The organism is Shewanella sp. GJ50-10, from assembly GCF_055808815.1.
This window is the reverse complement of record NZ_JBVVSS010000001.1, coordinates 4290514-4306244: the sequence shown is the minus strand read 5'-3', so window position 1 is coordinate 4306244 and position 15731 is coordinate 4290514. Positions and strand designations below refer to the sequence as shown.

The window sequence follows — 15731 nt, the reverse complement described above, 5'->3', positions numbered from 1 at the left end:
GCTTGAGCTAGCAAGTGCTAGCTCAATATCTAAGGAATATATCTCAGTTGAAATGAGTGGTTATTTGAATGCATACACCAGTGATAATCGTTAAAAAATCAGTGGAACATTGCTTTTAGGGTCGACAACCAAAGTCGGTTTGTAATGCCACACCTTCTCGATAATGTCTGCTGTCAGCGCTTCGTGCGGCTCGCCATCGCTGACGACTTCACCTTGCTCTAACACCACTAATCTATCGGCATAGCGACAAGCTTGGTTTAAGTCGTGTAACACCACAACTACACAGTAGTTATGCTCGTGAGCCAAGGTGTGTGCTAACTCGAGCACTCTATGTTGCTGGGCTAAATCTAGTGCTGAAGTGGGTTCATCTAACAGCAGTACAGGGCTAGTTTCAGCTTGGGCGAGTTGAGTCAGGACTCGGGCTAATTGCACCCGCTGTTTTTCGCCGCCAGATAAAGTAGGGTAGCTGCGATATTTAAGAGCCGATAAGGCCACTTGTTCCAGTTGTTTATCCACTAACTCCTTGCCTTGCTGCTGGCCAATGGTTAATGGATAGAGCCCCATTTGTACCACTTCGTGGACTTTAAATGGAAAGGTCAGTGACGCATGTTGTGGCAATACAGCTAACGACTTAGCTAACTCAGCTCTGTTCCATTCAAGCAACGGCTTGCCGAACATGGAGATATCACCAGAAGATAGTTCGGTTTCTTGGCATAAGCTTTTGAGTAAGGTTGATTTACCTGCACCATTAGGACCTAACAAAGCCGTGACTTGCCCTGGCATTATTTCAAGGTTAATGTCGTTTAAGACTGGCTTTTTACCTATGTGAACCGACAAGTTGTTGATGCTGACAACAGACTTTCTAAGTGTGCTGGCAGATTCAGCTTGCTGATCTGATTGTAAATGATGAGGGGTGAATATCACGCTGTTTTGACTGGTGCGCGGCACACTGGAGCGCTCTAACCCTGCCTGTTCTAAACCGGATAGCTCGGGAGCTGATTTGTGTGTTTTTAGCATTGATTTCAATTCTAGATTTCTCAACATATTACACCAACTTATTGCGCTGCTTGAGTAATAAAATAATGAAGAAAGGCGCACCTAATAAAGCTGTCACTAAGCCAACAGGTAATTCAGACGGCGCAACAATTGAGCGCGCGCCAATATCTGCAACCACCAATATTGCCGCACCTAACATGGCGCTTAATGGCAGTAATAAACGATGATCGGGTCCAATCATCATTCTGACCAAGTGCGGTACCACTAAGCCGATAAAGCCAATAATGCCAGTTGCCGCAACAGCGATACCAACGCCAATGGCGCAAAGCACAATGAGTTTAAGTTTTAGCTTGTCGACATCAAGGCCGAGGTGACGGGCTTCTGATTCACCCAATAACAGGGCGTTTAATGCTTTGGCACTTTGATTAAACTGCCAACTAATAACCGCAAGCGCCACTAAACTGAGTACAACATAATGCCATTGTGCACCTGCTACTGAGCCCATTTGCCATAGGGTCAAATCCCTTAGTGCCATGTCATCAGCCATATAGGTGAGTACACCGATACCTGCACCAGCAAGGGCAGCAACAGCAACACCAGAAAGCAGTAACAACACCACAGAAGTACCTGTAGGGCTCGCAGCTAATCGGTATACGATTAACGTGGTTGCAAGGCCTGCGACAAAGGCACTAAACGCCACTAAATATTCGCCACCAAAAGGGAATAATACGATACAGATTGCAGCCCCTAATGCCGCGCCAGATGATACCCCGATAATGCCAGGATCAGCTAAAGGGTTACGGAATAACCCCTGCATCACAGCACCACATTGTGCCAGCGTTGCACCTACCGCCAGCGCTAATAAAGTGCGAGGTAAGCGAACATTGTTAATGACCAATTGCTCATGGGGAGCAACCGATGCCAGCTCTTGGCCTGTGGCCCAATTCACCATGGCATTAAAGCTGGTGGTCGGGCTAATTTGTAATGGTCCGATGCTGACAGACAACAGGCTTGTAATCACCAAAGCGGTGAGTAAACAAGGCCAAAGCCAACGTTGATTTTCCATAATGTGTCCTAGTAAGACTGATTAATTCTGTAAAAGAAACCTATATCACTACAGCTTTTTGATACTGATAAAGTCGCTGGCTAAGTCATCTGCAGCGGCAACAGCACTTAAACCGAGGCCACCGATTAATGCTTGAGACGGTAAGCTTTTAATGTGTTTGTGCTCACCTGCTGGTGTGTGCTCAAGTAATGGCATTGCTTTCAGTAACTCGCTTATTGGATCGATAGAGTCAACTTCGCTGCGGTTTGAAATCAAAATTACATCAGGCTGTAGGGCTAAAATACCCTCTTGAGAGACACTTTTGTAACCATCAAACCCAGCGATGTTTTGGCCGCCAGCAAGATTGATAATGATGTCTGCTGCTGTGTTATTACCGCCGACGCGGGCAGGTCTATCTTGTTGAAGTAACAGGAACAACACTTTTGGTGCATCACCATGTTGGCTGATTTTTTGTTGCTTAGTTGCTAGCTGGTTAAATGATAAATCGAGTTTCTGTTTAAGTTCATTGGCTTGTGATTCGCGGTTGAGCAATTTACCCATTTGCTCCACATTACTGACAAGTTCATCTTTGGTATTTGCGCTTGGGAATGTGACCACTTCAACATTGGCATTAGATAAAATGTCTAAAGTGTTTTTTGGCCCCATAGCTTCAGAACCTAATAATATGCTCGGTGAAAGGGCTAAAATGCCTTCTGCTGATAACATGCGGTGATAGCCAAGTTTAGCGACCGAATCTAACTCATCAGGGATCAGACTGGTCGAGTCAACACCCACTAATTCATCGCTTGCATCGAGAGCTAATACTAATTCTGTGATGCCAGCGCCAGCACTAACAACACGATTTTCAGCGGTTGCCATTTGGCTAAACAAGGCTGCAGAAAGTAGCATGGTTGCTGTCATCATGCTGGTGAGTGATACATTGTTAAGCTTGAAATTTTGTAGCTTGAGCATAATTTATTAAACTCCGAATAAATAAAATAAGTTGGATATTTCCTAATGAAAAGCGCTGACAACTATCTCTAAAAGACAAGCATCTTTAATAGATAAGTGACCGCAGCATTAGGGCTCCATTAAAATTTGGGTATTAGTAATTTGCTGTCGTTGCAGTAATGCCAGCACAGTCATCAGTGGCTGCACAGGTGCATTTTTATCTGCGGCGACAACAACATTGATATCAGGTGTCTCAGTGAACGCCTGAATAAAGGCTGCTTCAAATTGATCGAAATCTTCAAATTGCTGACTATCTAAAGCCCAGTGCGGCGCTTCAGTCAGAATATTGATTGAGATATGTTGTTCCTGAGACAAGCCAACGAGTTCAGAGTCGGCTTCCGTTGGAACATCCACAGGCAATGTCAGCAGCTGGGTATTAGCGGTCAGCAGCAAGAACACCAACACAATAAAAATAATGTCGATGAGTGGGGTTAAATCAATCCCGACATTGGCTTGAGCTGAAGAGCCAGCGCTAGGGTCTGCGCTGATCATCAGTTTGACTCCGATAGCGTTGAATTCATTGGTGCAGTCATACCGGCAGCTGAAGACTGTTGTTGATTGGTGTTGCTATTACCCGCTTTAAGGCAAGGCGCATTGGCTCCGCATGGTGCTTCACAACCAATGTTTAATGCTTGATCAAAACCTTCTAACCATAGGTTTAGTTGATTTAAAGCATGAGCTATTTTATTGCAGCGTTTTTCAGCCCATAGACTCAGTAAGTGAGACATGGTGATGGCTGGTACCGCAATAATTAACCCCGCAGCAGTGGTATTCATCGCAAGTCCAAGACCCGTTGCGAGTTGCGATGGAGTGACTGGACCGTCAGAAATCCCCAGCTGACTGAACATTTCAATCAAACCTAATACTGTGCCCAATAGGCCAAGTAAAGGAGTAATCACGCCGATAATCTGCAGGACTTTTAAGCCTGATTGCAGCTTTTCTTTTTGCTTTATTAGCCAAAGGTTTAAAATTTCTTCTCGCATGGCGCGTGGATGATCGCCATGGGATAACAACAGGCCTGTTCCCTTAGCCAACATAGTGCGGCCTTTACTTAATTGGGTTAGCAGTTGTTGTCTTTGTTCTGGAGTCGCACTTCGAGTTTGTTTTCTCAATTCGGTGAGCCATGCATCTCGCTTTAAAAGCTCGTTGGCCATTAACGCTACGCGCTCTAATATGATGAGAATGGCTAAGAATGCACAAATAAATAACGGCCAAGTTAAGTAGCCTAATTGTTCAGACAGTTGCAAATATAATGGTTGAGACATGTTGGTTTCCTATCTTCAGATTAATTTAGCGCAAACTTCACCGGTACTCTTACTGTGTAAGCAAAAGCGGTTTGTGGTGATGGTGCGGCAAATTGCCACTTTTCAACGGCATCGATAGCTGCTGCATCAAGTAGGCTATAACCTGAACTATTAACTAAAGTGAGCGAGAGTTGCTCACCAATTTGATTAAACATGACTTCCACTGTCGCGGTGCCCTCAAAGCCTCTTTTACGGGCTTTTCTTGGGTAATTAGGTTGAGATGGTGGTGCTGAAAATGTCGGTTGTTGCAGTGCAACGGTGTCTTGGGTTATCCCTTGCTTAGCGTCAACTTGCTGTTGATTGTGAGCTGCACTTGCATCTGTGCTCGCTAGCTCTGTTATTTCTGCTGGTGGCTGCTCAGTTGTTTCTGGCTCAACAACTTTAGCTTCAACTATTTCTGTCTTAGGAGCTTCAGGTTTAGCTGTTTCAGGTTTAGTAAGCGGAGGCTTAACCTCTTCAACCTTGGCGATGACTTTTTCTGGAGCTGGCTTTTTAGGATCGGTTTTAATTTCTGGCTTAGGCTTAACTACTGGCTCAGTAACGGGCTTTGGTTGTTTCACTTCTGCCACAGTGTTTTCAATACTTGATGCCTGTGCGCTGGCTTGCATTGCAATCATGACGCTGACAGCTTGATTTGATCCCATTGCTGCGCCTTCAGATAACTGAATAGTAGGCTCATTATTTTGAGAGGCCAGTACCCCTCCTTGGATTAAAATCGTTAAACATCCGAAAGCAAAATATCGTTTAGGTGTCATCTGCAATATTCTTCTACAACATCAATATGGTTAAAGGTTGAACAATTTCAATTGAAGTAATTAGTTAGCTTATAATCTTTACATTCTTTACAAAGCTTTTAATAACAACAGTTTATATTCAGTCATTGTCAGTATTTAATTGAATGTACATTAAACGTAATGAGATCGCAAATGATAATGATTTTCATTTGATCTATGTTTTGTTCTCAGGTAAAGTGCGGCAATTAGTCAGGCAGTAATAATACTTTGTGATTAGTTTTTCTGAGTGATTCATTAACTTTTTCATGAGCACAAAGTTGTTATTTCTGCGTGTTAACTAAGCCGAATTTCGTATTTTATACTTTGAGGATAAAACAATGACCAAGAAGCCACTCGTTGTAGCAATGGCAATGGTTTTCAGTACCACCGCATATGCACAAGAAAGCAAAACCGTTACTGAATTTGATGAAGTACTGGTTACTGCCACTCGAATTAGCGAAAAAGTGTCAGACACTAGTCGCAGCGTGACTGTAATTAGCGAAGAAAAAATGCAAGAATCACAGCCATCTTCTGTTGCAGACGCACTAAAAAATGAAGCCAATATCAGTGTGACAAACGGCCCACGTGCTTCTTCTCAAGGCGTTGAAATTCGTGGTTTAAGTGGTCAACGAGTATTACAAACCATTGATGGTGCTCGCCAGAATACTAATTCAGGTCATCGTGGTACTTACTTCATGGATCCTGAACTACTTAGCTCAATCGAAGTCGTTCGTGGCCCTGCAAGTAGCTTATGGGGTAGTGGTGCAATTGGTGGTGTTGTCGCGCAAAACACTAAATCGGCCCAAGACTTCCTAGATGAAGGCGATACCTTTGGTGGTTATATCAAGCAAGGTTTTGAAACTAATGGCGATAAAATCAAAACCAGCGGTACGCTATATGGCTTAGCTGACAATATTGATTGGTTATTAAGTGGTAGCTATCACGATAGCAATAATATCAAGATTGGTAATGAGCAAACCCTTGAAAACAGTGCTTCTGAAGCAACTAGCGGTTTAGCAAAAATTGGTTGGGAACCTACTGATGACCAACGTTTACAGTTATCTGCGCGATTTTCTGATACCGATGAATTAGTGCCAAGCAACCCATCAACCCACGTTGGTAGTTCAGTACCGTTAGTACAACGTAATACTGAAGATCAGAATGTGACGTTAGATTACAGCTTAAACCCAACTGATAACCCATTATTGGATTTAAATGCGACCGTATATTGGAACAGCACCAATTACGACGAAGATCGTGTCACTAAAGACCAATTCGATAGCACTGAATTTGAAACCATTGGTTTTAGCATTAATAACAGCTCAACTTTCGGCAATACTGTGCTGACTTATGGTGTTGATGGTTATAAAGACACGATTAACACAGTACGTGACGATAATGGTCAAGTAGGTGAGCGACCAGAAGATATTGATGGTGAAACCACAGTTTGGGGCGCATTCACTAAAGCCGATATTAAGTTAACTGAAACAGTCGCTTTAGACGTTGGTGTACGTTACGACACGTTCGAAAACGAGAGTAATAACTTAGACTTGTCATCTGATGATAACGCCTTTACACCTTCAGTGGGCTTAGTGTGGAACACCACTGAATGGTTAACCTTAAGTGCTCGATATGATGAAGCTTTCCGTGCTCCAAGCATGGAAGAAATGTATTCAACAGGTACTCATTACTGTATTCCTTCAATTCCTGGTTTCTTACCAGATGGCCTGTGTAATACCTTCGAAATCAACCCAGATTTAGAAGCTGAAAAAGCGCAAAACAAAGAAATTAAAGCTGACATGCGCTTTGCTGATTTAGCTGGTGACGATGAATTAGCGATTACCCTAAGCGTATTCAGAAATGATGTTGATGACTTCATCGAACAGTCTGTATCTAATCCACTTTATGGCATTCCAGGACTTGAGCAAACAACGTCTTGGGATAATGTTGATGAAGCCAAATTAACAGGTTTTGAATTCAATACTCGTTACCGTTACAAGCAGACCCGTGTGACATTTAACTACGGTCAGACCGAAGGTAAAGACAAGAATACCAATGAGTATTTATCAAATATCCCAGCTAAGAAAATGGGCATAGATTTATCGCAGTCAATTATGGAAGGCGATATGAAGTTTGGTACACGTTTCACTTACGTCGCTGAGCAAGACGATTTACCAACAGATAACCTTGAGCAATATGACTCATACAAATTGTGGGATGTATACGTAGCTTGGGAACCAGCAATGGGAACGTTTGAAGGGTTACGTGTTGATTTTGCAGTAGAAAATATCGGTGATGAGGAATATCGCCAAGCGTGGCAAACCTTGTACGAACAAGGCAGGAATTTCAAATTGTCAGCGCGTTACTCGTTTTAATCTTTTATCCACAAGCGGATATAAATCATAAGTCAGCATTATGCGGTGAAATATTCGTTTAATGCTGACTGAAATAAGCTTCTCAAGCACTCAAGCTTGAGCGGCTTTTTCAAGATTTTAGTTTTGTAAAAATTAGCATCCGCGAAGTGGCTTTATAAATAATTGGAGATATTCCATGGCTGTATCAGTAGAACAAATTAAGCAGTATTTAGCAGATAACCCAGCAGCAATGCCTGGACAAGTTGCTGCTGAATTAGCAATTACAGAACTTGAAGTGGTTAACGCTTTACCAGCCGAGCAGCTGGCATTACTGCCGTTATCTGAAAAAGATAACTTACTGGCATCGCTACCTGAGTGGGGCAACATGACCACAATCGTATCGGCCTCAGGCAGTATCTTTGAATTTAAAGGGTCTTTTCCTAAAGGCAAATATGCCCATGGTTATTACAACTTAATCACCAAAGGTGAAGGATTACATGGTCATTTAAAATTAGATGATATTAGTGCTATTGCTTTGATCAGTAAGCCGTTTAGAGGCACAGAAAGCCACTCAATTAACTTCTTTGGCGCACAGGGCGAAGTCGTCTTTAAAGTGTATTTAGGTCGCGATAAAAAACGCGTGCTATTAAGCGATCAAGTTGAGCGCTTCCAAGCCTTGAAAGACAGTGTGCTCGCAGCGGCTTGATGATCGCAGCAACCAACTAATGCTTAATAAAATAGAGCGCTAAATAGAATATATAGAAAGAGGAAATCGTGATGTCGACAGAAAAAGAGCAACGTTTACGAGAAAAGCTACTCCCAGAAATTGAAGAATTTAAAGCCCAGCGTTCAACATTACAGCTTGCTACCCAAGATGCTAACGGCATACCTAATGCCAGTTACGCGCCTTTTGCTCTTGCTGATGACGGCTTTTATATTCTAGTGAGTGAGCTGGCTCGCCATGGCACCAACTTAAAAGCCTCTGACAAGCTATCTGTTATGTTAGTTGAAGATGAGTCTGAGTCGAAAAGCGTGTTTGCCCGTAAACGATTAACTTTTGATGCGACAGCCGAAATAGTTGCAAGAGATACCGATACATTTACCAAAGGCGTAGCGGCATTATCAACTCGTTTTGGTGAAATGATTGATAACTTAGCAGCGTTAAAAGACTTCAATCTATTTAAACTTAATCCACATCACGGTTTATACGTTAAAGGCTTCGGACAAGCATTTAGTTTATCTGGCGCAGAGTTGTTAGATGTTGATTGGAAGCGCGATGGCCACCACGGCACCCCTAAGCAAGTGGCAGTCGAAGCGTAACGACTTAGTGAAAAGTTAACCCCATTATCTAGATCTAAATAGTTAAAAGCCCACTGAATTCAGTGGGCTTTTTTATGCCCAGTTAATAGAGCATGATTCAAATTAACTCCCACTTTTTACCTAAGCTGTTAAAATAAAATCTTGGCTTCCTATCCCAAATAAACACTAAAAGGCGTTAATCTTATGAGTAATATTGTGTTCATTGCTACTAGTCTTGATGGCTATATCGCGGACAAAAACAATAACATTGATTGGCTTCACGAAACGCCAAACCCAGAAGGTTCTGATATGGGGTTCAGCGCTTTTATGAGCCGAATCGATGCATTAGTTATGGGTCGAAACACCTATGAAAAGGTGATGAGTTTTGACTGTGACTGGCCCTATAACAAACCTGTATTCGTACTTAGCAATACCTTGACAGCAGTAGCTCCAGAAGTGGCGGATAAAGTGTTTATTGTAAACGGTGAGCTTGAGCAAGTAGTGAACGAGCTTAATCAAAAAGGGTTTAACGAACTCTATATTGATGGCGGCGCGACGATTCAAAACTTTTTAAAGCAAGATATGATTGATGAGCTCATTATCACTACCATTCCGACTTTACTCGGTGGCGGTATTTCTTTGTTTGGTGAGTTAGCTGCACCGTTAAAATTTAAACATATCAGCAGTCAGCAGCATCTAGGTTGTTTAGTGACAAATAGCTTTATTCGAGTACGCGAAGACTAAACTGACGGCAACGAGTTACTCAAAATTGCCATATATATCAATCACGAACTCTCTTGATTTGGCGTACTCTCTAGGAGTATTGCCAATGGCATTTTTTAAATAGCGAATTAAATGCGGCTGATCGCTAAAACCAAATTGCAGCGCAACATCGCTCCAATCAATATCATTATTTTCATGTTTTGATAAGTAGGTCAGTAGATTATCGAGCTTATTGATTGACTGGCATTGCTTTAATGTCATCCCTGTCACCCGTAAAAAGCTGCGCTCTAAGGTTCGCTGGGAGCAATGTAAATGCTGTCCCATTTGCGAAATGACCACTTCAGGTGGAAGCGCGATGGCTTTTCTGACTAATTCACTGTGTTTATCTTCTTTTGCGGTGCTCAACCAAGGCTGGAGTAATTGGTCGAGCAGTGCTACGCAGACCGTTTGATCCTGTTGGCCAGCTTGTAGCAATGATTCTAAAGATAGGTTTAATTGCGCTGCTAAATTGCTATCTAGCTTTGGAGGAAATTGCTGTAATAGTTGCTCCACATCAACTTGAACGATGCGGTTTACCTCAACAGTATTGGGTTCAAGATTTAATGAGTACAGTGCACCAGTATGGAATTTTATTCCAAGTAAAGTCATAGGTTCACTATGATCCATAGTGTAGGTTTTATTATAAGGAAATAACCAATGACTGCCTTTCCCTTGAGTGGAGTTGACCTCAGATTGATAGTCATAAGCTTGAGACTTAGGCGTGAGAATTAAATGTCCGCAAGTATCAGGGTTAAGCTTGGGGTGATCGATTCCATCGTCATCTTTGACTGTATTAATAAACCAATAGCATTCGACATAACGAGCTACAAGGCTATTAATTGGCGGGATCACCCAGCCTTTCATGATGCAGCCTTTGGAGTACATTCCTCGTCGGCGCAGCATTCATTCTGTAAAAAGCCAATCACAGATTCAAGTTGTTCAAACTCAGCTACGCAATATAAGGTGCGGCCTTCACGACGCTGAGAAATAAGCCCAGCAGACGCCAAACTTGATATGTGATGAGATAACGTCGAACCAGGAATCGCTAAACTTTCTTGTAGACCACCGACCGCCACTCCCTGATAACCAGCACGTACCACTTTATTATAAATGGTTAATCTAGTCGGATGTCCGAGTTCTTTCAATGCCTTAGCGATAGTTTCAATTTCCATGACGATTCCTCTTTAAAATTATATTTCGATAATACTAGAAATATCTTGATCTATCCAGTTTAAAGGTTTATATTTCGATCATTCTAGAAATATGGTTAAATTAGGTAATAATTATGTTTGATTCCAACTTCATTAATATGGATATGCTCAAAGAAACCCTCGACATGTTTATGTTCTTAGCAGTTGAGCTGACCATCTTATTTTTGGCGATTAGTTATTTTGTGGGAGTATTACAGCTATACATTCCACCGGCAAAAATTCAAAGTATTTTGAGCAGTAAAGGTGGCCGTGGTTACATTGTTGCTGGTTTCTTAGGCGCAATAACCCCATTCTGTTCTTGCTCGACCATCCCTTTTTTAAAAGGGCTATTAAGAGCAAAAGCAGGCTTTGGCACCATGATGGTGTTCTTGTTTGCGAGTCCTTTGCTAAACCCAATCATCATTGGTTTATTTGCAGTGACATTCGGTCTTAAAGTGACATTATTTTATTTTGTCATGGCAATGGGCGTATCAGTTATTGCTGGCTACACTCTTGAAAAACTTGGCTTTGAAAAATATGTAAAACCTGAAGCCTATATCGCCCCTGAGTCAAAAGGTTGTGGTAGTGGCTGTGGCGGTAAAGCTAAAGAAGTCAGCAAATGGCGCAAAGTGTGGAACAGCACATGGGCTGATTTTAAAACGGTTTTACCTTACTTATTAGGCGGTATTGCGATTGGTTCATTAATTTACGGCTTTATGCCAACAGAGTTTGTGGCCAGTTTTGCTAGCGAAGATAACCCATTAGCTATTCCAGTTGCTGCGGTTATTGGTATTCCTTTGTATATCCGAGCTGAAGCGGTGATCCCATTAAGCGCGGCATTAGCAGCAAAAGGGATGGGACTAGGTGCGGTAATGGCGCTGATTATTGGTAGTGCAGGAGCCAGTTTAACTGAAGTCATCTTGCTTAAATCGATATTTAAAAATCAAATGATTGCGGCGTTTTTAGTGGTCATTATATCAATGGCAATTGCTGCAGGTTTCTTATACCAATTTATTTTCTAACGGTATAAGAACCAAAGATTAAGCACTCATCACTTGTGGTGAGTGCTTTTTGTTTGCTGATTCGCTAACTTTCTTCAGTGCAAGCGGTAAATGTCTCTGCTGAAATCCCCAATTTATCCGAAAAGTTAGATACTAAACAGGCTGTGGTTTTCTCATCATTTTCATCTAGCATGTGTCTCTCAACACAAGTGCGCATAACGGTGCGAAACACCGACTCAACTTTGGCTTCAGATTGATTGGTACAGGTGGCCATCTTGGCAAACTCGCCTTCAGTTTTCATTTGATTGACCGACATTTGAATCACCATATCCAATTGTTCTGGGGTGAGTTCTTCAGCATAGGCTGATGTTGTCATGACAAATGATGACAGCAGTAATGGTAAAATAATCGCAGCTTTCATGTATTAATCCTTTAATGTAATGTCCATATTGATGGTGAACTTGTCGCGCTATCCAGCGGTTTAATTGCATCATCAGGTTTAAGATAGCAGTATTCGAACTGTGAATGAATACCACCAAATAATGGAACGCCTAAGGGACTAGTATCTAAGGAGCAACATGAAGTCGATAGTGGATTACCTAAGATTAATACTCTTTGTTAGTGGCGTATTGCTGGGTGTACAAGTGCCTGCATTTGTAGATCAATACGGTCAGCGACTTCAAGCGCACACTCAAGAAGCCAAACTCAGTTTAGCTGAATTTCAACGTGACGCTGACCGCTTCTTTGGTGGTGATATTCAACAGTTAATTGCCCATTATCAGCAAAACCCTGATCAAGTTATTAATGCTGGCGGTGACAGTATTCAAGCTATTCACCAACGTTATCAATTACTCAGTGGTGCGCTGACGCAGTTTAATCAAACTGATCTTAGTGGTTTTGAGCAAGTGGCATTTGAGCCCATGGAAGATATTCGCCAAGAGGTTTGGCACAACTTTAGTCATACCATCATGCTTGATACGCGGGCGATCACCATAGGGTTAATATTGGGCTTTTTATTGTCACTCGTGTGCGAACTGTGCCTGGTTGGCTGCGGCAAAAGCTGCAAGCACGCTTATCGAGCCATTAAACCTAAAGCGAATCCAGAATCTAAAGCCTAAAGCCCAAAGCCTCAAATTGAAGGCTAAAGACGAGTCAATAAATTAACCATACAAAGCATCGGTGTTTGTGAAGATGATTTCGTTTTATGCTTAGCTTACTTGACTTCAATTTAGTCTAGCTAATTCTAGCTAACTTCAAATAATAAGGACTTACCATGATTCAACAAGGACAAACCTTACCAGCTGGCACACTATCTGAACTCACGCCTGACGGCATGCTAAATCACGATGTGAGTGAATTATTTGCCACTAAGAAGGTGGTGTTATTTGCAGTACCGGGCGCCTTTACGCCAACTTGTTCAGAGTCGCATTTACCGGGCTTTGTGGTATTCGCTGATCAACTTAAAGCCAAAGGTGTGGATTTAATTGCCTGTGTTTCAGTCAATGATGCCTTTGTCATGAAAGCATGGGGCGCGGCGCAAAATGCATCTGAGCTGACTATGCTTGCTGATGGCGATGCGAGTTTCACTAAGGCATTAGGCTTAGATATGGATACCGCTGGGTTTGGCGGCGTTCGCTCGCAACGTTATGCCATGGTTGTTGATAACGGCGTAGTGACTACGCTCAATGTTGAAGCGCCAAAATCTTTTGAAGTCAGTACTGCTGAAGCGATCTTAGCAGTGTTATAAAGCACTGGCTGGATTAACTCTTGAAAAAGCGACTAACCAAAGTCGCTTTTTTGTTGGTGTTTAATCGACTAACCAAAGTCGCTTTTTTGTTGGTGTTTAATCGACTTACTTAACAAGCACTTTTGCTTGCTGTTATAGAAACAGCGGAATCAGTTTCTATCCCTAAGCTTTGTTCAATTGAATTAACAGATTCAGCCACTTCAGATGCAATATGATGGCTTTGATCTGATGCATTTTGGGCATGGTGTTTTAAGCTGTCCATGGCGGCGCCAAATTCATCGAGGTAGTTCACTTGTTGATTAGCAAAGTCAGTTCCTTGTTTGGCGGTGCTGACCATCTCTTGCGCTTGATCTTGCACTGTTTTCGCCACTTCTAACAAATTGGTTGCCCGCGCTTGCTGGCTTTGGGTGGCTTCACCAATACCTTGGACACTGTCGGTTAAGGCTTTATTTGAGATAGTTAACTGCTCCAAAATATTGAGAATGTCTTTTAGCGAACTTTGAGTGCGATGGGATAAATTACGCACTTCATCTGCAACAACCGCAAAGCCTCGCCCTTGCTCACCTGCACGGGCAGCTTCAATGGCTGCGTTTAATGCTAACAAGTTCGTTTGCTCAGCAATGTTGCCAATGACATCAATAATTTGTGATACGTCAGTCACCGAAGTGGATAGTTGATCTAAGGATTGATTACAGTGGCTCACTGCTTGATGCGAGATTTTGGTGGCATCTAATACTGCCTCAGCTTGTTTCTGGCTTGCTTGCATATGTTCCATTGTCAGTGTCGCTTTTTGCTCAACCACTGATGAGTTTTGTTTTACCTGATCGGCAAGTTCACGTATTTGCCCAGTTTGCGTTTGGGCAATATCTACCACTTGTTGAGTTTGCTCAGTACCATTGGATAACTGTTTAATACGCTCAATCAATAAACTCAATGATTGCGAAACTTTACTGACCTGCTGTCGCTGTTGTTCATCTTCTTGCTCGAACTGATGCAATAACTGATTAAAATGACCTGCAATTTGACCTGTTTCGCAGCGGCTATCTATGCGTAATTGCTCACGGTGATTTGTTTCACTTAGCTGCAAAAAAGCGGCATTAAGTTGCTTTAGCGGTTTAACCACTCGGCGTTGTTGAAGCCATAAATAGATCACAGCAAATAATCCAATAACGATCACCATCGAATACAGAATAGTTTGTAACTGTTTTTTCAAATTTTGGTCGTATTTACTGTGGACGTCACCTAAGCGTAATAGTTGCAGCTCTACCTGATTAGTATCTGCGGTGAGTTGCGACTGAACAGCTAAGTTATCAGTCAACATTTGGTAAGTATTGGCCACTTCTTTATCGTAGCGTAGGCTTAAACTTAATAGTTCGTTACGGTAAGTTTCACCAATTTCAAATTGTTCTGGCTCATCGGCCCCTAGGGCAAACTCATCGACTTCTTCGAGCTCATAAATACCAATAAGCGCTAGTTTTTTTAGTTGCTTATGCCATTGATTGAGCTCATCAATGGTGCGCTGCAAACTGGCTTCTAAGCGGGTGTCTTTGTTAATTAAATAGCCATCGGTGAGCTGCGATAACCTAAATACCAGTGGCGGTAGTTCGCGGCTTAAATGTAAAAAGTTTTGGGCTAAATCAGCATTGATGGCTAAACCTTGTTCTGCATATGCCGCTAGCCGCATATTGTTGTCGAGCATTTCAGATTCGGAATGTGCGAGTAACTGTCTTGGGTTGCCTGCAAGCTTTCCTGCTGCGCGGTAGCGATTATCTAGGTTATCAACAAAATTATGCAGAAATTGCTGTAGGGACTGAATGTCATTTGTCGCTGAAGATAAGTTAATTCGATCAATGCTCACTGAAATGTCAGTGAGTTGCTGTCTTGCTTGATTTAATGTGCCACTGTCACCGCCTTGAAGGTAAGCGTTAATATTGGGACGGACTTCTAGCAAGAAGGTTTGCTGGATTTGTTGTAGTTCAGAGGCTTGTAATTCCAGTTGCTGACGTTTGTCAGTGCTCCAAAGTACGGTGGCCGCTAATAGGGCTGCGAGCAGCAACAAAATCGCTGAAGCTGTTAGGGAAAGAGTGGAAATCTTCATTGATATGTTAATTTTTTGCAGATTAAGTGTTGAGCATTTTATGAATTAAATATGACAGTAAGATTACACCATTTGTATTAACTTGTATCCAAAAGTGTGGGTAAACCCTTGTTTTATTTGTGGTTAAACTTTTAAGAGGCTAGGCTAGTTA

At 42.2% G+C, this 15731-nt stretch carries 17 protein-coding genes; 7 read left to right on the top strand and 10 right to left on the bottom strand.

Features of this window, described 5'->3' with window-relative positions; all coding sequences use genetic code 11:
• Positions 1-90 precede the first annotated feature (90 nt).
• The 6 genes from AC0L4E_RS18200 to AC0L4E_RS18175 form a co-directional block, all read right to left on the bottom strand.
• Positions 91-1017 (bottom strand): heme ABC transporter ATP-binding protein, encoded by a 927-nt coding sequence (locus AC0L4E_RS18200; protein WP_473680808.1) that lies wholly within the window; start codon positions 1015-1017, stop codon positions 91-93.
• Between the two features lie 28 nt (positions 1018-1045).
• The gene (locus AC0L4E_RS18195) at positions 1046-2062 is read right to left on the bottom strand and encodes a FecCD family ABC transporter permease (protein ID WP_473680806.1); all 1017 of its coding nucleotides are present in this window, start codon (positions 2060-2062) and stop codon (positions 1046-1048) included.
• Positions 2063-2110: 48 nt separating this feature from the next.
• The gene (locus tag AC0L4E_RS18190) at positions 2111-3013 is read right to left on the bottom strand and encodes a heme/hemin ABC transporter substrate-binding protein (RefSeq protein WP_473680804.1); all 903 of its coding nucleotides are present in this window, start codon (positions 3011-3013) and stop codon (positions 2111-2113) included.
• Positions 3014-3121: 108 nt separating this feature from the next.
• Positions 3122-3544, bottom strand: a complete 423-nt coding sequence (locus AC0L4E_RS18185; RefSeq protein ID WP_473680802.1) for an ExbD/TolR family protein — start codon at positions 3542-3544, stop codon at positions 3122-3124.
• Positions 3544-4317, bottom strand: coding sequence for a MotA/TolQ/ExbB proton channel family protein (locus tag AC0L4E_RS18180; protein WP_473680800.1), 774 nt, complete (start codon positions 4315-4317; stop codon positions 3544-3546). The genes AC0L4E_RS18185 and AC0L4E_RS18180 overlap by 1 nt, the downstream gene beginning before the upstream one ends.
• 20 nt (positions 4318-4337) lie before the next feature.
• The gene (locus AC0L4E_RS18175) at positions 4338-5111 is read right to left on the bottom strand and encodes an energy transducer TonB (protein ID WP_473680798.1); all 774 of its coding nucleotides are present in this window, start codon (positions 5109-5111) and stop codon (positions 4338-4340) included.
• Between the two features lie 356 nt (positions 5112-5467).
• Between AC0L4E_RS18175 and AC0L4E_RS18170 the strand changes: the two genes are divergently transcribed.
• From AC0L4E_RS18170 to AC0L4E_RS18155, 4 genes are all read left to right on the top strand, one after another.
• Positions 5468-7504 (top strand): TonB-dependent hemoglobin/transferrin/lactoferrin family receptor, encoded by a 2037-nt coding sequence (locus AC0L4E_RS18170; RefSeq protein WP_473680796.1) that lies wholly within the window; start codon positions 5468-5470, stop codon positions 7502-7504.
• 175 nt (positions 7505-7679) lie between these two features.
• On the top strand, positions 7680-8189 hold the full coding sequence (gene hutX / locus AC0L4E_RS18165; protein WP_473680794.1) for a heme utilization cystosolic carrier protein HutX: 510 nt from the start codon (positions 7680-7682) through the stop codon (positions 8187-8189).
• Positions 8190-8260: 71 nt separating this feature from the next.
• The gene (gene hutZ / locus AC0L4E_RS18160) at positions 8261-8803 is read left to right on the top strand and encodes a heme utilization protein HutZ (protein ID WP_473680792.1); all 543 of its coding nucleotides are present in this window, start codon (positions 8261-8263) and stop codon (positions 8801-8803) included.
• Positions 8804-8986: 183 nt separating this feature from the next.
• Positions 8987-9526 carry a dihydrofolate reductase family protein gene (locus AC0L4E_RS18155; protein ID WP_473680790.1) on the top strand — a complete coding sequence of 180 codons (540 nt, stop codon included), beginning with the start codon at positions 8987-8989 and terminating at the stop codon, positions 9524-9526.
• A 15-nt stretch (positions 9527-9541) separates the two neighbouring features.
• On the opposite strand, the gene AC0L4E_RS18150 is transcribed toward AC0L4E_RS18155, so the two are convergent.
• Both AC0L4E_RS18150 and AC0L4E_RS18145 read right to left on the bottom strand, forming a co-directional pair.
• Positions 9542-10408, bottom strand: a complete 867-nt coding sequence (locus AC0L4E_RS18150; RefSeq protein WP_473680788.1) for a helix-turn-helix domain-containing protein — start codon at positions 10406-10408, stop codon at positions 9542-9544.
• The gene (locus AC0L4E_RS18145) at positions 10405-10716 is read right to left on the bottom strand and encodes an ArsR/SmtB family transcription factor (RefSeq protein ID WP_473680786.1); all 312 of its coding nucleotides are present in this window, start codon (positions 10714-10716) and stop codon (positions 10405-10407) included. The genes AC0L4E_RS18150 and AC0L4E_RS18145 overlap by 4 nt, the downstream gene beginning before the upstream one ends.
• A 113-nt stretch (positions 10717-10829) precedes the next feature.
• Here AC0L4E_RS18145 and AC0L4E_RS18140 point away from each other — a divergent pair, with 113 nt between their 5' ends.
• Positions 10830-11756, top strand: a complete 927-nt coding sequence (locus AC0L4E_RS18140) for a permease (RefSeq protein ID WP_285163704.1) — start codon at positions 10830-10832, stop codon at positions 11754-11756.
• A 64-nt stretch (positions 11757-11820) separates the two neighbouring features.
• Here AC0L4E_RS18140 and AC0L4E_RS18135 read toward each other — a convergent pair whose 3' ends face one another.
• On the bottom strand, positions 11821-12156 hold the full coding sequence (locus tag AC0L4E_RS18135; RefSeq protein WP_473680784.1) for a hypothetical protein: 336 nt from the start codon (positions 12154-12156) through the stop codon (positions 11821-11823).
• Positions 12157-12313: 157 nt separating this feature from the next.
• On the opposite strand from AC0L4E_RS18135, the gene AC0L4E_RS18130 reads away from it, so the two are divergent.
• A complete protein-coding gene (locus AC0L4E_RS18130; RefSeq protein WP_473680782.1) occupies positions 12314-12853 on the top strand; it encodes a DUF2937 family protein in 540 nt (179 codons plus the stop codon).
• Positions 12854-13008: 155 nt separating this feature from the next.
• Positions 13009-13482, top strand: coding sequence for a redoxin family protein (locus AC0L4E_RS18125; protein WP_473680780.1), 474 nt, complete (start codon positions 13009-13011; stop codon positions 13480-13482).
• A gap of 109 nt (positions 13483-13591) precedes the next feature.
• Here the strand turns inward: AC0L4E_RS18125 and AC0L4E_RS18120 are convergent, their stop codons facing one another.
• Positions 13592-15580: a methyl-accepting chemotaxis protein gene (locus tag AC0L4E_RS18120; RefSeq protein ID WP_473680778.1), complete on the bottom strand. Its 1989-nt coding sequence runs from the start codon at positions 15578-15580 to the stop codon at positions 13592-13594.
• Positions 15581-15731: the final 151 nt, after the last annotated feature.